This window comes from Stutzerimonas marianensis, from assembly GCF_022810315.1.
GTDB lineage: Bacteria > Pseudomonadota > Gammaproteobacteria > Pseudomonadales > Pseudomonadaceae > Stutzerimonas > Stutzerimonas marianensis.
Genome location: NZ_JALGRD010000002.1, coordinates 435464 through 450447, shown reverse-complemented (window position 1 = coordinate 450447; position 14984 = coordinate 435464). Strand labels below are relative to the sequence as shown.

16 protein-coding genes are annotated in these 14984 nt (G+C 63.1%); 7 read left to right on the top strand and 9 right to left on the bottom strand.

The window, feature by feature from the left end:
- Positions 1–31: 31 nt before the first annotated feature.
- On the top strand, positions 32–547 hold the full coding sequence (locus MST27_RS05345) for a hypothetical protein (RefSeq protein ID WP_243604970.1): 516 nt from the start codon (positions 32–34) through the stop codon (positions 545–547).
- 65 nt (positions 548–612) lie between these two features.
- On the opposite strand, the gene MST27_RS05340 is transcribed toward MST27_RS05345, so the two are convergent.
- From MST27_RS05340 to MST27_RS05330, 3 genes are read right to left on the bottom strand one after another with little or no spacing between them, the layout of a single operon-like run.
- On the bottom strand, positions 613–1404 hold the full coding sequence (locus MST27_RS05340) for an SIR2 family protein (RefSeq protein ID WP_243604969.1): 792 nt from the start codon (positions 1402–1404) through the stop codon (positions 613–615).
- A gap of 9 nt (positions 1405–1413) precedes the next feature.
- On the bottom strand, positions 1414–1962 hold the full coding sequence (locus tag MST27_RS05335) for a non-canonical purine NTP pyrophosphatase (protein ID WP_243604968.1): 549 nt from the start codon (positions 1960–1962) through the stop codon (positions 1414–1416).
- A gap of 55 nt (positions 1963–2017) precedes the next feature.
- Positions 2018–2470, bottom strand: coding sequence for a group II truncated hemoglobin (locus MST27_RS05330; RefSeq protein ID WP_243604967.1), 453 nt, complete (start codon positions 2468–2470; stop codon positions 2018–2020).
- Positions 2471–2606: 136 nt separating this feature from the next.
- On the opposite strand from MST27_RS05330, the gene MST27_RS05325 reads away from it, so the two are divergent.
- Positions 2607–3038: a universal stress protein gene (locus MST27_RS05325; protein ID WP_243604966.1), complete on the top strand. Its 432-nt coding sequence runs from the start codon at positions 2607–2609 to the stop codon at positions 3036–3038.
- Between the two features lie 18 nt (positions 3039–3056).
- On the opposite strand, the gene MST27_RS05320 is transcribed toward MST27_RS05325, so the two are convergent.
- Entirely contained in the window at positions 3057–3401 is a 345-nt protein-coding gene (locus MST27_RS05320) for a YajD family HNH nuclease (RefSeq protein WP_243604965.1), read from the bottom strand.
- Between the two features lie 56 nt (positions 3402–3457).
- Positions 3458–4162: a YebC/PmpR family DNA-binding transcriptional regulator gene (locus tag MST27_RS05315; protein WP_243604964.1), complete on the bottom strand. Its 705-nt coding sequence runs from the start codon at positions 4160–4162 to the stop codon at positions 3458–3460.
- A gap of 211 nt (positions 4163–4373) precedes the next feature.
- Here MST27_RS05315 and MST27_RS05310 point away from each other — a divergent pair, with 211 nt between their 5' ends.
- Positions 4374–5270: an EamA family transporter gene (locus MST27_RS05310; protein ID WP_243604963.1), complete on the top strand. Its 897-nt coding sequence runs from the start codon at positions 4374–4376 to the stop codon at positions 5268–5270.
- Positions 5271–5394: 124 nt separating this feature from the next.
- On the opposite strand, the gene MST27_RS05305 is transcribed toward MST27_RS05310, so the two are convergent.
- On the bottom strand, positions 5395–6099 hold the full coding sequence (locus tag MST27_RS05305) for an MOSC domain-containing protein (RefSeq protein WP_243604962.1): 705 nt from the start codon (positions 6097–6099) through the stop codon (positions 5395–5397).
- Positions 6096–6293: a hypothetical protein gene (locus MST27_RS05300; protein ID WP_243604961.1), complete on the bottom strand. Its 198-nt coding sequence runs from the start codon at positions 6291–6293 to the stop codon at positions 6096–6098. Before MST27_RS05300 ends, MST27_RS05305 begins: the two co-directional genes overlap by 4 nt.
- A gap of 123 nt (positions 6294–6416) precedes the next feature.
- On the opposite strand from MST27_RS05300, the gene dgt reads away from it, so the two are divergent.
- Entirely contained in the window at positions 6417–7910 is a 1494-nt protein-coding gene (gene dgt, locus MST27_RS05295; protein ID WP_243604960.1) for a dGTPase, read from the top strand.
- Between the two features lie 319 nt (positions 7911–8229).
- Positions 8230–9438 carry an ammonium transporter gene (locus MST27_RS05290; RefSeq protein ID WP_243604959.1) on the top strand — a complete coding sequence of 403 codons (1209 nt, stop codon included), beginning with the start codon at positions 8230–8232 and terminating at the stop codon, positions 9436–9438.
- Between the two features lie 23 nt (positions 9439–9461).
- Here MST27_RS05290 and MST27_RS05285 read toward each other — a convergent pair whose 3' ends face one another.
- On the bottom strand, positions 9462–10115 hold the full coding sequence (locus MST27_RS05285) for a TetR/AcrR family transcriptional regulator (protein WP_243604958.1): 654 nt from the start codon (positions 10113–10115) through the stop codon (positions 9462–9464).
- Between the two features lie 97 nt (positions 10116–10212).
- Between MST27_RS05285 and MST27_RS05280 the strand changes: the two genes are divergently transcribed.
- Positions 10213–11310: an efflux RND transporter periplasmic adaptor subunit gene (locus MST27_RS05280; protein ID WP_243605058.1), complete on the top strand. Its 1098-nt coding sequence runs from the start codon at positions 10213–10215 to the stop codon at positions 11308–11310.
- 5 nt (positions 11311–11315) lie between these two features.
- Positions 11316–14390, top strand: a complete 3075-nt coding sequence (locus MST27_RS05275; protein WP_243604957.1) for an efflux RND transporter permease subunit — start codon at positions 11316–11318, stop codon at positions 14388–14390.
- An 18-nt stretch (positions 14391–14408) separates the two neighbouring features.
- Here the strand turns inward: MST27_RS05275 and MST27_RS05270 are convergent, their stop codons facing one another.
- Positions 14409–14969 carry a TetR/AcrR family transcriptional regulator gene (locus MST27_RS05270; protein WP_243604956.1) on the bottom strand — a complete coding sequence of 187 codons (561 nt, stop codon included), beginning with the start codon at positions 14967–14969 and terminating at the stop codon, positions 14409–14411.
- Positions 14970–14984: the final 15 nt, after the last annotated feature.

Here is a 14984-nt window from a genome sequence, read left to right as displayed (position 1 = left end):
GTCCAGCCAATGCAAAACAAGAGGTGTTGTTATGAACCGGCTATTCAAAATGTCCATCCTGGCCGTCGCCGTGGCTCCCGCAATTGCACTTGCCGTACCGCAGGCCGGCGATAGGGAAATTACCCTCAGCGGGGCAGGAAGCAGCGACAAGAGCTTCGACGATACCGTGTTCTCCGTGCAGGGAAGCTGGGGTAAATATCTGGACGAGTCCTCCATGTGGGGTATTCGCCAAACAATCAACGCGCGTGACGAAGAAGGCGAAAGTGTACAGTTCGATGGTTCGACTCGCGTGTTCTACGACTATCACTTCGGTAGCGGCAATACGCGACCCTTCGTAGGCCTGAGCCTCGGTGGGCTCTATGGTGAAGAGGTCGACGAGACCTTCATGGGTGGCCCGGAAGTCGGTGTGAAGTACTGGGTGCAGGACAAGACCTTCATCACGGCGATGGCTGAATACCAGTTCCTGTTCAAGAGTGGCAGCGATGCGCGCGACCGTTATGACGACGGTGCGTTCTTCTACAGTGTTGGTCTCGGTTACAACTTCTGAGTGCGTCGGCAAGTGTGGCGCTATGGGGCGCCGCACTTGCGCTTCGTTTGTTGGGGCAGTGCCATTCAGCCTTCGACCAGTGATTTGAGAAAGTTGCGCAGCGCAAGCCCGGGTTCATCGTCTTCCGATGTGATCATACGAATTCCCCATTGGCTGAGTATCTCTTCTTGCACCGGATTCGGTTTATGGGAAAAGACATAGGATATTGGCCGGACGCCAAGTGTTTCATGTTCGTTCCACATCTTCGATAGTTTGTAGAACAGCAGTCGGATATTGGTATCCGACAGGCTGTAACCAATAAACAGCACCGCCTTGCTCAAGGTGTCGGCCCTCAGCTTTATGTCCAGCGGCGTTTCGAACTGCAACCTTTCGTAATAACTGGTCTCGTCGAGCACGATGGAATCGTCATCATCGAAATCACCGTGGAACTTGACGATCTGCCGCACATCGTCGCGGGCTTTCACCAGGTCGCTAGCATTTGCGATCTTGATGTACTTCACCCCATGGGCATCGTGGGCGTTTTCGAGCCAGCGGTCGTAGTTGGTCGTGTAAATGGCCGGGAAACGGCCCTGAACGATCAAGCGGTGGATTTCCGAATCGCGAATCTCGATGTCACGGTGCCACTCGCGGTCCATCCAGCTTCGAAGCGGTCCGATGTTGCCTTTCTTGATGCGGTAGTACTCGGCGAGCGAAAGAAAGTTGCCGTAGGTATCGAACACGTCCGGGTCGTAATCGAGCTGCTGGGCGATCTCGTTGATCAGATTGCGCCAGGGCGGCAGGCCGATGTTGGCTGATACGCCGGACCCCACGAAAAGGATGAGGCGATTCTGCTGGTAGGCCTCGACTAGCTTCTGCATCGAAACTCCTCAGTTGGCGCGCAGATGGTTCGCCAGCGCCTCGAGTGCGCGCTTGCGCATGGACAGGTCGTTGTGGCCTTCGCCCAGCTCGGCGAAGGTGCGGTCGTAGCCGTCGGGGATAAACACGTTGTCCCACTCGAAACCCGTGTCGCTGGAGGGTTGGGGCGCGATCCGGCCGGCGACCTCGCCCCGGAAGAAGTGTCGTTTGCGGCCATCGCAGTAGCCGATCAGCGTGCGAGCCACGGCGGAGGGATCGTCCAGATTGCCGATCAGCTCGGAGAAGCGCACGGCATGCAGACGGTCCCAGAACGTCTGAGTCAGCCCGCCTGGAAAGCCGTTCAGGCTTTTAATGAACAGTCCCGAGTGTTCCACGAAGACCGGTTTGCCGATCAGCTTGAAGGCGTCGAGCAGCTTGTCGCTGACCAGTTGCTGCAAGTCTTCGGTCTGGGTCTCCACGACCCGGACCGGAAAGGTAACGATTTCGATGCCGCTCTGGCCGAGGAAATCCCGGGCTTCCTGGATCTTCCGCGGGTTCACGGAGGCGAAGCGGATTTTCATCGGGACCCCTTGGCTGCCTGCGGGGCGCACTGGCCCCTCTAAGGGGTATGACGCGTCAAGGCTGCGAGGGTTCTTGGATGGCGGCGAGTGGGCAGTGCCGAGAGTTCGCCTGAACGATGCGCTCGGCGGGCACGCGCAGTTGAGTCAGCAGATAGTCGGCGAAGGCCGGGGCATAACCTTGTTGCGCGATGGCGGCAGCCATGCAGCCAAGCCAGGCCTCGCGCTCTACCTCGCCAATCTGCCAGCGTGTGTGGAAGCGCGGGATACTGATGCTGCCGTACTGTTCGGCGTAGCGTCGTGGTCCGCCCAGCCACCCACAGAGAAATGCGGTAAGGCGTGCGCGCGAGCCCTCGAGATCGGCTGGATACAGGCGACGGACGCTCTGACCCAGGCTCGACTGCTCCATGATCTGATAGAAGTCGTCGACCAGTCGCTGAATACCGGCCTCGCCGCCAGCGGCCTGGAAAGAGCTGTCGGCCACGCCGAACGGTGCTTGAGAGGTGGTCATGCTGTCAGGATTCGGTGATGGGGCGGTGCAAAGGTGATTGAAAAATTGCGCTGGATCAACGGACCTGCAGGTGCTTGGCCGGGCTGCAATGGCGTTGGCTATGCTCAAAGCAGTCACCACATGGGAGAGAACGGACATGCGCAACATTCTTTTGGCCTACGACGGTTCCGACAATGCCAAGCGGGCCCTGCAGCACCTCATCGATTTCGCCAAGGAGGCGCCGAAGCCGCTCAAGGTCCAGGTCTTCAATGCCCAGCACGAGCCGGTCATGTACGGCGAATACGTGACCAGCGCCATGGTGGAGGAACTCAACGCGAGTTTGATGAAGAAGTCGCGCGGCCTGCTTGAAGAGGCAGGTGCACAGCTCGCGGCGGCCGGTATTTCCTACGAAACCCACACCGCCATCGGCAACGTCGCGGAACAGGTCAATGAAGCCGTAAAGCGCCTGGGTTGCGATACGGTGGTGATGGGCACCCGTGGTCTGGGAAGCTTCACCGGCATGCTGCTTGGCTCGGTCGCCAACCGCGTGATTCACGAAGTTTCCGTGCCGGTCCTGTTGGTCAAGTGAGGCGTCGCAAGCCGGATGTCAGTCCGGCTTGTTTTTGAGCAGCTCCGCCAGATTGGCGAAGGCCTTGAACGTCTCCTTCGGGCCCAAATCGCTACCCGGCCTGGCTTCGGCCTGATACTGGTTGTCGGTGTAGCGAGCGTGCTCGTTGTCGTGGCAATAGAGGCAGAGCAGCTCCCAGTTCGAGCCGTCCTCCGGGTTGTTGTCATGGTTGTGGTCCTTGTGATGGACCGTCAATTCGCTCAAGCGCTTGCCGGAAAATTCTCGGGCACAGCGCCCGCAAACCCAGGGGTATATCTTCAGCGCTTTCTCGCGGTAGCCCTGTTCGCGCTGGGCGTAGGGCGTGTGTGGTTTGCCGGTACTCATCGTGGGGCCTGCTCGCTCGTTGTCCTCTACCAGTTTGGTCTGCAACGCCTTGGTTGTCAGCCCGCCAGGCCGACGTAGACGTTCTGCACATCATCGTGGGCGTCGATCGCGGCAAGGAAGGCCTCGACCTCCTCGAGTTGCGCTTCGGTCAGGGTCGTGACGGGGTTCTTGGGTCGATAGCCAAGATGCGCCGATTGCACCGTGAAGCCCTGTTCGGGCAGGCCGCGGCAGACCACGTCCATGTCGGTGGCGTCGCTGATGAACAGGGTCGCACCGTCGTCAGCGGCTTCGAAATCCTGCGCACCGGCCTCGATGGCCGCCAGTTCAGGGTCCGCGTCGGCGGCCGCCGGTGCCGCTTCGATGAGTCCGCAATGGTCAAAATCCCAGGCCACCGAGCCGGACGCGCCAAGCTGGCCCTTGCGGAACAGTACGCGGATTTCGGCCACGGTGCGGTTGACGTTGTCGGTCAGGCACTCGACGATCACTGGCACCTGGTGCGGGGCGAAGCCTTCGTAGGTCGTGCGTTCGTAGTTGACGCTTTCACCCAGTAGACCGGCGCCCTTCTTGATGGCGCGCTCCAGGGTCTCGCGGGGCATCGAGGCCTTCTTGGCCTGTTCGACGACCAGGCGCAAGCGTGGATTCATGTCTGGTTCGGCGCCGCTGCGGGCGGCGATCATGATCTCTTTCGACAATTTGCCGAAGATCCGCCCCTTGGCATTGGCTGCCGCTTCCTTATGTTTCGCTTTCCACTGTGCGCCCATGGTCGATCTCGTCTGGCTGTGAAGGGTAAGGCTGGTTTGAGACGGCGGATTCTATCCGCTGCGGACGCCTCAGGCACGAGTCGTACAGCCGAGATGCCCGGGTGGCGACGGCTGGCAGCGGACTGTACGGCCGAATTGGCGGCCGGCTGTATGTGTGCGGAGCCATTGCGCCGGGTTTCTAATGGGCGCTTCCAAACGCGAGGAATCTGCGATGTCGCCCAAGGATCTGCTGCTGGCTCTGGTTGTGATCCTTGTCTGGGGCATGAATTTCGTCGTGATCAAGGTGGGGCTGGATGACATCCCGCCGATGTTGCTGGGGGCGTTGCGCTTCATCCTGGCGGCCTTCCCGGCGGTTCTGTTCATCAAGCGACCACAGATGCCGTTGCGCTGGCTGCTGGCCTACGGCGCGACCATTTCGCTCGGGCAGTTCGCGTTCCTCTTTTCGGCCATGAAGATGGGAATGCCGGCCGGGCTCGCCTCGTTGGTCCTGCAATCTCAGGCCTTCTTCACGCTGTTCTTCGCTGTGCTGTTTCTGGGCGAGCGATTGCGCGCGGCCAATCTGGTTGGGCTGTTGGTCGCGGCCGGAGGTCTGACGCTGATCGGATTGCAGGGCGAGCGTGGCATGACGTTGGCAGGCTTCCTGCTGACGATCTGCGCGGCGTCGATGTGGGCGTTGGGCAATATCGTCACGCGCAGGGTAGGCAAGGTGAATCTGGTGGGGCTGGTGGTCTGGGGCAGCCTGATTCCGCCTCTGCCGTTCTTCGCCCTGTCCTGGATGCTGGAAGGGCCCGAGGCGATCGCCGCGGCGTTGCACGGCTTCAGCCTGGATTCGATGCTGGTGCTGGTCTACCTCGCCTTCGGTGCCACGATCCTGGGCTATGGCCTCTGGAGCCGCTTGCTGTCGCGTTATCCAGCCAATACCGTGGCACCGTTCTCGCTGCTGGTGCCGGTGGTCGGGCTGACCTCGGCGGCGCTGTTGCTGGATGAACACCTTGGGTTGCTCCAGGGCGTTGGCGCCTTGCTGGTCATGCTGGGGTTGGTCATCAATGTGGGCGGTGGCTGGATGGCGGGGCGGTTGCGGCTTGCATTCGGGCAGTCCACGACCTGAAGGGCGCCCCAACTGACGGTGTCGGCGAGGGCTGCAGCCGACAGCCGAGCTCAGACCTTGAAGCGGCCGATCCAATTCTGCAGGCGAATTGGCTGAACAGTGGCATAAAGCCGCTGACGACCCGTCAGAACAGCGTGCCTTGATCCTGCTGCCGGCGCCTGGCGTCCCGCCGGTGGCGGAATGCCAGGCGGTACTCGCCGGCCAGGGCGGGCAGTCCCACCAGCCAGGCCAGTTCGTCGTCGCCGAGGGCGCTGTCGATAAATCCAAGCCAGACACGCAGGATGCTGGCGTCGGGGTTGGGGCGGGCGATCAGCTGCAGCCTGGCGCCAGGAGGGACGTAGCCGGGAACCAGGGTCCGGTACAGCCATCCGGTGCGGCCGCTCTGCGCCATCTCCCGCGACAGGCCAGGGGCGGCGTGGCGGCGGTCGAGCTTGGCGCAAGGCGAGCGGGGTTGGCTGACCTCGATCAGCGCCTCGCCCCACTGGTAGCGATCACCCACGCAGACCTCGCGCTCGGTCAGGCCCCTGGTGGAAAGGTTTTCACCGAACGCGGCAGCGCCGATTGCGCCAAGGTGTCGATAACGCATGCGCCAGTACGCGTAGTGTTCGGCCGGGTAGTGGCAAAGGCTGCGATCGGGGCCTCCGTGGAAGCGTCGATCGGCAACGCGATCGCCACGCAGCCCATCCTGACCGAGCCAGACCTGCACTGAGGCAGGCTGCTTGTCCATGGCTGACGGCCTCCGGCTACCCGACAACGGCAGCAAGGCATCGCGCAGGAACGGGCCCTCGACGGTCCAGTCGGCCGGGATACGGTCCATGGACGGTTTCACCGCTCCGGCTCGTCGTTGAGGCGCGCCAGCTCGCGCCTCACCATGGACGCGAACGCCGGCGGCGTCAGCTGATACAGCTCGGTCGCGACCCAGCCCAGCCAACGCGAACCCAGCGCCTGGCGTTGTGCGAGCAGTCGGCGCGCTTCCGAGGTCGCACGTTCGGCATGTTGTCGATGAAAATCCGACCGGCTCATGTCTGGCCCAGAGGATTGAGAGCGGAGAATTCTAAACAGCACGGCTACCCGCGCGCGAGCCCTTGGTAAAGCTGCCCCGGCCGCGCTAGGCTCGGCGGCTACATCGACGAGCGAGGGCGAGCCATGCCGGGTCAGGTCAACTTCAAGGACAAGATATCCCGTCAGCGACCCTATGGCCGTATGGAGCCGGGTCTGATGGCGTCCACCGACGAGCTGTCGCTGGTCATCGATCAACTGGAAAGCGACCGCGGACGCATCATCAATTGCGCTGCAATCCGTCGGCTGCAGCAGAAAACACAGGTGTTTCCGCTCGAACGCAACGCTGCGGTGCGCAGCCGCCTGACCCACTCGCTTGAAGTGCAGCAGACGGGCCGCTTCATCGTCCGTACGCTCTACAAGCAACTCGGCGATCGGGCTGTCCGGTATGGGCTGGATGGCCTGGAGGGTGCCCTCGAGAGCTTGGTGGAGATGACCTGCCTGATGCATGACATCGGCAATCCGCCGTTTGGGCATTTTGGTGAATTCGCCATTGGCGAGTGGTTCGGCCGGCACCTGGAGCCGCTGTTCGAGGACGCCGTGCCGGCGCAGTCGGGCGTTGCCCCGTTGCGCGAGACGATGCTGCGCGACCTGATGCACTTCGAAGGGAACGCCCAGGCGATTCGGCTGGTGGTCAGCCTGCTGCGCCTGAACCTGACCTACACGCAGACGGCCGGGCTGCTCAAGTACGTGCGAGCCGCTCACACGCCCAAACCGGAGCCGGGCACGCCCGGTGCCTATCTGAACAAGAAACCCGGCTTCTACCTGTCGGAAGCGGCGTTTGTCGCCGACCTGCAGGGCGCCCTTGGCGTGCAGCCCGGCACCCGACACCCGATCGCCTACATCATGGAGGCGGCGGATGACATTGCTTACTGCCTGGCGGACATCGAGGACTCGGTGGAGAAGGGCATCTTCAGCATCGAGCAGCTCGCGCAGTTGCTGATCGACAGGTTCAGCGAACACGGTTCGCCGGACGATGCCGTCAGCAACGGCCGCAGCTTCAGGAGCATGGTCGAATATGCCCAGGGCCGCGCCCAGAAAGAGCCGATCAACAAGGTGGGTGAGTTCTTCATCTGGTTGCGCGTCAATCTCGTGCATCCGCTGGTCCAGCATGCCGCGCAGCAGTTCGTCGAGCATATCGAGGCGGTGTACCACGGCACACTCGACCGGGCCCTGCTGGAGGATCGCAGCCTGGCCAACGCGATCGTTCAGACGTTCAAGGATGTGGCGATGGAGCGGGTTTTCTGCCACCGCGAAGTCGAGACGCTCCAGCTCCAGGGATACCGGATCCTGCAGGGCCTGCTCGATGCCTACGCCCCACTGCTGCGTGTCACGCCTGCGACCTTCCATGCGCTGACCCAGGGCAGCTGCCGTCGCGAGCCGCATCTGCAGATGCTGGCGCGGCGACTGCCCAGCCAGTTGATCAAGGCCTACCACGAGGCGCTGAAAGCGCACGAGCCGAGCGCACCCGACAGCCCACTGTGGGAGTTCTACTACCGTTGCCGCATGTTGCAGGATTTCGTCAGCGGAATGACCGATCAGCTTGCACAGGACGAGTTCCGAACCCTGTCGGCACTCTAGCGGCGGGGCCTAAACGGGGGCGCTCACCGCTTGCCGATGCCTTGCTTTGGGTCGAACTGGCCATGTGCTGGTACGGGTTTTGCTGTGTCCTGGTGCGATCGTTTCGTCTGAAGCTCACAAATGGCGCATCCGGACGGCGCGATCGCAGCGGTGGGCGCCGGCGGCCGTCCCTGGTCAGGCCCCAATGGCTTGTTCAGGACCGTTGACCCGCGCACCGCGACGAAGGTGGCAAATGGCTTTCCCGCTGTGACGCATTCTGGTGCGCGCTGTGGGTCGCGCTTGCCGTTTTGGTGCGAAATGATTCGGTGGAACCTGGTCGATGGACAATCCAAGCAGTGCGGTGGAGGTGCTGATTCACGGCGCCAATTCGTTATTCATCCTGATGGGCGCAGTGATGGTACTGGCGATGCACGCCGGATTCGCCTTCCTCGAAGTGGGCACGGTGCGCCTGAAGAATCAGGTCAATGCGCTGTCGAAGATCATCGCCGATTTCGCGGTGTCCACGCTGGCTTACTTCTTCGTCGGCTACTGGGTCGCCTATGGCGTGACCTTTCTCCAACCTGCGGACCAGCTGATTACCGAAAACGGCTACTCGCTGGTCAAGTTCTTTTTCCTCCTGACCTTCGCCGCAGCGATTCCAGCCATCATTTCCGGCGGGATCGCCGAGCGCGCCAAATTCGGGCCGCAACTCTGCGCGACGCTGTTGATCGTCGCGTTCGTCTATCCATTTTTCGAAGGCCTGATCTGGAACGGCAACCTGGGCCTGCAAGCCTGGCTGGAAGCTCGCTTCGGCGCGCCTTTTCATGACTTCGCCGGATCGGTGGTGGTCCACGGGATGGGCGGCTGGCTGGCGTTTGGTGCAGTCGTGTTGCTGGGGCGGCGCAACGGTCGCTACCGTGACGGCCGGCTGGTGGCCTTCGCGCCGTCGAACATCCCGTTCCTGGCCCTGGGTTCGTGGATTCTCATTGTCGGTTGGTTTGGCTTCAACGTAATGAGCGCCCAGACACTCGAGGCGGTCAGCGGGCTGGTTGCGCTGAACTCGCTGATGGCGATGGTCGGCGGCACCGCGGCGGCCTGGCTGGTCGGCCGCAACGATCCGGGCTTCCTGCACAACGGCCCGCTTGCCGGCCTGGTCGCCGTGTGTGCCGGCTCCGACCTCATGCACCCGATCGGTGCGCTGGCCACAGGCCTCGTCGCGGGTGCCTTGTTCGTCTGGACCTTCACCGCTGCGCAAAGCAAGTGGAAAGTCGATGACGTGTTGGGCGTCTGGCCCTTGCATGGCCTGTGCGGTGTCTGGGGTGGTCTGGCCTGTGGGATCTTCGGTCAGCAAGCGCTGGGCGGGCTCGGTGGGGTGAGCCTGGGTAGCCAGGTCGCAGGATCCGTACTCGGAATCCTGGTTGCGCTGGTGGGTGGTTTCCTCGTTTACGGCCTGCTCAGGTCGACCGTTGGCATTCGCCTGACCCAGGAGGAGGAATTCAACGGTGCGGACCTGTCCATCCACAGGATCGGTGCGTTGAGCCACGACTGAGGCCACGTCGCGTGCCGGCGGTCCTAGTCGGGCTTGCCGGCAGCACCTGGGCCATAGGCGCGCAGGAACAGGCTGACCACCTCGCGCACGTGACGCTCTGCTTCGTCGGCGGTCGGTTCATCGCTGTAGCCGATCAGCAGGCGAAAATGCGCGCCGCCCTTGACCAGCGAGCAGAAATGCTCGGCCGCGCTCAGAGGCGCCGGCGCTACCAGCAGTCCACGACGGTCGGCTTCGGCGAACAGCGCTTCGAGGTCGCCCAGCAACCGCTGCGGGCCGGCATCGAAGAACAGGCGCGACAGTGCGGGATTCTGCGTCGCCATTGCCACCATCACCCGATGCAGGCCAATCGATTCGGGACTGTTGACCAGCGCCTGGAATGCCGTCCCGATGGCGAGCAGCACCTGTTCCATGGTCCGACCCGGCTCAAGCAGAAACAGACTGCGCGGTAGCCGAGTCTCGCAGGTGCTTTTCACGGCATCGCAGAACAGTGCCTCCTTGTCCCGGAAGTGGCTGTAGAGGGTGAGCTTCGACACTCCGGCCTCGGCGGCGATGGCCTCCATGCTGCTGCCTTCGTAACCATTGGCGAGAAACAGCACCTGTGCGGCGCCCAGGATGGCTTCGCGTTTGGCGGGGTCTTTGGGGCGGCCTGGCCCGGGGGCGGTGGTGCGATCGGACATGAGCGTTTTAATACTGGACTGGTCGGTACGGGATTTTTACTATACCGGGCAGTACAAGTATTACAAACCCGCCTTTCCGACAGAGAGAGTTCACAACGTGATCCGTCCGCCGCTTCCCTTGCTCGGTGTGCTTACCTTCGTCTTCCTTGCCGGTTGCAGCGAAGAGGTGGCGGAGGAGGCACCGCCACAGCCGGTGATGGTCGTCCAGCCGCAGCCGGCAAGCGAGTCGATCGAAAGCTACCCAGGCGAAGTCCATGCGCGATACGAGCCGGAACTGGCGTTTCGTATCGGCGGCAAGGTCACGGAGCGTCTGGTGGAGGCGGGCGACCGGGTTCGCAAGGAGCAGGCGCTGGCAAGCCTGGACCCCCAGGATGTTCGCCTGCAGCTCGAAGGCATTCGCGCTCAGGTCGCCGCTGCCGAGGCCAACCTGCGCGTCGCCCGTGCCGAACGTGATCGCTACAAGACCCTGCTGGATCGCCAGCTGGTCAGCAGGTCGCAGTTCGATGCCTCCGATAACGCGTTCCGCTCGGCGCAGGCACGTCTGCAGCAGGCCAAGGCCGAGTTCGATGTGGCGAACAACCAGGTCGGATACGCCACCCTGCGCGCGACGCGAGACGGGGTCATCGCCCAGCGCCACATCGAGGTCGGTCAGGTGGTCGCGGCCGGCCAGACGGCCTTCGTGCTGGCTGCAGATGGCGAGCGCGAGGTGGCGATCAGCCTCCCTGAGCAGGCCTTCGAGCGTCACGCGGTCGGCCAGGAAGTGTCCGTCGAGCTTTGGTCGCAGCCGGGACGACAGTATCCCGGACGGATCCGCGAGCTCTCGCCTGCAGCCGACCAGCAATCGCGAACCTACTCGGCGCGGGTCGCCTTCACCGATGCCGAGGTGACAGCGGAATTGGGCCAGAGCGCGCGGGTTTCGATTCGCAGCAAGGCCGAGGTCCCGCTGGCGGTGCCGCTTTCGGCGGTGACGGCCGAGCAGGGCAATGCCTATGTCTGGCGGGTAAAGGCCGATGCCACGCTCGAGCGTGTCAGGGTGCGTACCGGCTCGTTCGGAGAGTCGCAGGTGCCCGTGCTCGAAGGGCTGAACGCCGATGACTGGGTCGTGCTCGCCGGGGTCCAGTTGCTTCATGAAGGTCAGGCGGTGCGGGCAGTCGACCGTGACAACCGTTCGGTCGTGATGGCAGCCCAGGAGTGACCCCCATGCGCTTCAATCTTTCCGCCTGGGCGCTCGGCAACCGGCAGATCGTCGTCTATCTCATGCTGCTGCTGGCGGTGGTCGGCGCGCTGTCCTACAGCAAGCTTGGCCAGAGCGAGGACCCGCCCTTCACCTTCAAGGCCATGGTCATCCAGACGCAGTGGCCGGGCGCGACCGCCGAAGAAATGTCCCGCCAGGTGACCGAGCGCATCGAGAAGAAACTGATGGAAACGGGCGAGTACGAACGCATCGTGTCCTTCTCACGCCCCGGTGAATCCAACATCACATTCATGGCACGGGACTCGATGCATTCCGACGAGATCCCCGAGCTGTGGTACCAGATCCGCAAGAAGGTCGGCGACATACGCCACACGCTGCCGGCGGGCGTCCAGGGGCCGTTCTTCAACGATGAGTTCGGTACGACCTTCGGCAATATCTACGCACTGACGGGCAAGGGGTTCGACTACGCGGTGCTCAAGGACTATGCCGACCGCATCCAGTTGCAGCTGCAACGGGTGAAGAACGTCGGCAAGGTCGAGCTCATCGGGTTGCAGGACGAGAAGATCTGGATCGAACTGTCCAACGTCAAGCTGGCGAGCCTGGGCGTCCCGCTGGAGGCGGTCAGGCAGGCGCTCGAAGGGCAGAATGCGGTGATGTCGGCCGGTTTCGTCGAGACGCCGAGCGATCGGGTTCAACTTCGGGTGACCGGCCGGTTCGAAACGGTCAAGCAAATCCGCGACTTCCCCATCCGCGTCGGCAACGACACCTTCCGCATCGGCGATGTGGCCGAGGTGCATCGCGGCTTCAACGATCCGCCGGCGCCGCGCATGCGCTTCATGGGCGAGCCGGCAATCGGCCTGGCGGTGTCGATGAAGGAGGGCGGCGACATCCTTCTGCTGGGCGAGGCGCTGCAGCAGGAGTTCGCCCGGTTGCAGCGCGAGCTGCCGGCCGGCATGGCCTTGAGCAAGGTGTCCGACCAGCCGGCGGCGGTGAAGACCGGCGTCGGTGAGTTCGTGAAAGTGCTGATCGAGGCGCTGGTCATCGTGCTGCTGGTGAGTTTCTTCTCGCTGGGCGTGCGCACCGGTCTGGTGGTGGCGCTGTCGATCCCATTGGTGCTGGCGATGACCTTCGCCGCGATGAACTACTTCGACATCGGCCTGCACAAGATCTCGCTCGGTGCGCTGGTGCTGGCGCTCGGGCTGCTGGTCGACGACGCGATCATTGCCGTGGAGATGATGGCGATCAAGATGGAGCAGGGCTACGATCGGCTCAAGGCGGCCAGTTACGCCTGGTCGAGCACGGCCTTTCCGATGCTGACAGGCACCCTGATCACCGCGGCTGGTTTCCTGCCGATCGCTACGGCGCAATCGAGTACGGGTGAATACACCCGATCGATCTTTCAGGTCGTTACCATCGCGCTGATCGCCTCCTGGATCGCCGCGGTGATGTTCGTGCCGCTCCTGGGCGACAAGCTGCTGCCTGACCTGGCTCGCAAGCATGCGCAAAAGCACGGTGGTGAGAGCCAGGGACACGACCCCTATTCGACCCGCTTTTACCAGCGCGTGCGGCGCGTGATTCATTACTGCGTCAGCCATCGCAAGACAGTCATCATCCTGACGCTGCTCTTGTTCGCCGGCTCGATCGCGCTCTTTCGCATCGTGCCGCAGCAGTTCTTCCCGGCCTCCGGCCGTCTGGAACTCATGGTCGATCTCAAACTTGCCGAGGGTGCCTCGCTGAAGGCCACCGAGGCAGAGGTGCGTCGCCTCGAAGCGATGCTCGAGGATCGCGCCGGTATCGATAACTACGTGGCCTATATCGGTAACGGGTCGCCGCGCTTCTACCTGCCGCTGGACCAGCAATTGCCTGCGACCAGCTTCGCGCAGTTCGTCGTGCTGTCCGAGAGCATCGAGCAGCGAGAAGCGCTGCGCACTTGGCTGATCGAACGGCTGCGAGAGGATTTCCCGACCTTGCGCGGCCGCGTGAGTCGACTGGAGAACGGCCCGCCGGTTGGCTACCCGGTACAGTTCCGGGTCACGGGCGAGCACATCGACGTTGCGCGCAAGCTGGCTCGCCAGGTGGCCGCCAAGGTGCGCGAGAACCCCCACGTGGCCAACGTGCACCTCGACTGGCAGGAGCCGAGCAAGGCGGTCTGGCTGCATGTCGACCAGGATCGGGCGCGCGCGCTGGGTGTCAGCACGGCCGAACTGTCGAGCTTTCTCAATCGCACCTTCAATGGAGCGTCGGCCAGCCAGTTCCGCGAGGACAACGAGCTGATCGAGATCGTACTGCGCGGCACCGAGCAGGAGCGCCTGTCGCTGTCGATGCTTCCCAGCCTGGCCATCCCAACGACCAACGGGCGTAACGTGCCGCTGGCGCAGGTCGCAACGCTGGAGTACGGCTTCGAGGAGGGCGTCATCTGGCATCGCAACCGGTTGCCGACCGTGACCGTGCGCGCCGACATCTACGGCGATCAGCAGCCGGCCACGCTGGTCCAGCAGATCGAACCGAGTCTGGCTGAGATTCGCGCAGAGCTGCCGAGCGGCTATCTGCTGGAAGTGGGCGGCACGGTGGAGGACTCCAGTCGCGGCCAGGCGTCGGTGAACGCGGGGATGCCGCTGTTCGTCATTGTGGTGGTTAGCCTGTTGATGCTGCAGCTCAAGAGCTTCTCGCGCTCGGCCATGGTGTTCCTGACCGCACCGCTGGGGCTGATTGGCGTGGCGCTGTTCCTGCTCCTGCTCAACAAGCCGTTCGGTTTCGTCGCCATGCTCGGCACCATTGCCCTGTCGGGGATGATCATGCGCAATTCCGTGATCCTGGTGGATCAGATCGAACAGGACATCGCCGCCGGTCAGGACCGCTTCAATGCCATCGTCGATGCAACGGTACGGCGGTTCCGCCCCATCGTGCTGACGGCGCTGGCGTCGGTGCTGGCAATGATTCCGCTGTCGCGCAGCGTGTTCTTCGGGCCGATGGCGGTGGCGATCATGGGGGGGCTGATCGTGGCAACGGCACTGACCTTGCTGTTCCTGCCCGCGCTCTATGCGGCCTGGTTCAGGGTCAAGCCCAGTGCGTCGATCTGATAGACCACTGGCCTCAGGTCAGAGGCCAGCTGCCTGAAGCAACTGCTCGGCGGCGGCCTTTGCCAGCTTGGCCTGGTCGCCGGGCCCTTCGATGTGGGCCATGCTCAAGGCCCCCTCGATCATGAACTGCAGTTGCCGCGCAAGCGGCTCGGCTTGTGTGGCGCCGAGGTCTTGCAGCAGGGCGTGCAGGTGCGTCTGGAACTGTGCCTTGTATGCAGCCGCCCGCTGATGAATGGGGTGGTCGCGGTCCTGGTACTCGGCCGCCGCGTTGATGAACAGACAGCCACAGAACGCCGTCGGGCTGTGGATCATCGCGTCCAACCCGTCGAACACACCCATCAAGGCCTGGCGTGGCGGGAGCCTTTCACGCGCGGAGCGTAGCCGCTCGAGCATGGGCTGCTGGCGCGCGTCGAGCACGGCCAGGATCAGGTCATCCTTCGACTTGAAGTGCTTGTAGAGCGTCATCTTCGCCACGCCAGACTCGCTCAATATCCGGTCGATGCCTGTGGCGTGATAACCCTCGGTGTAGAACAGACGCTCAGCGGTGCCGAGCAACTGGTCGCGCTTGTTCGTAGCCATGTCGGTCTCCTCGGG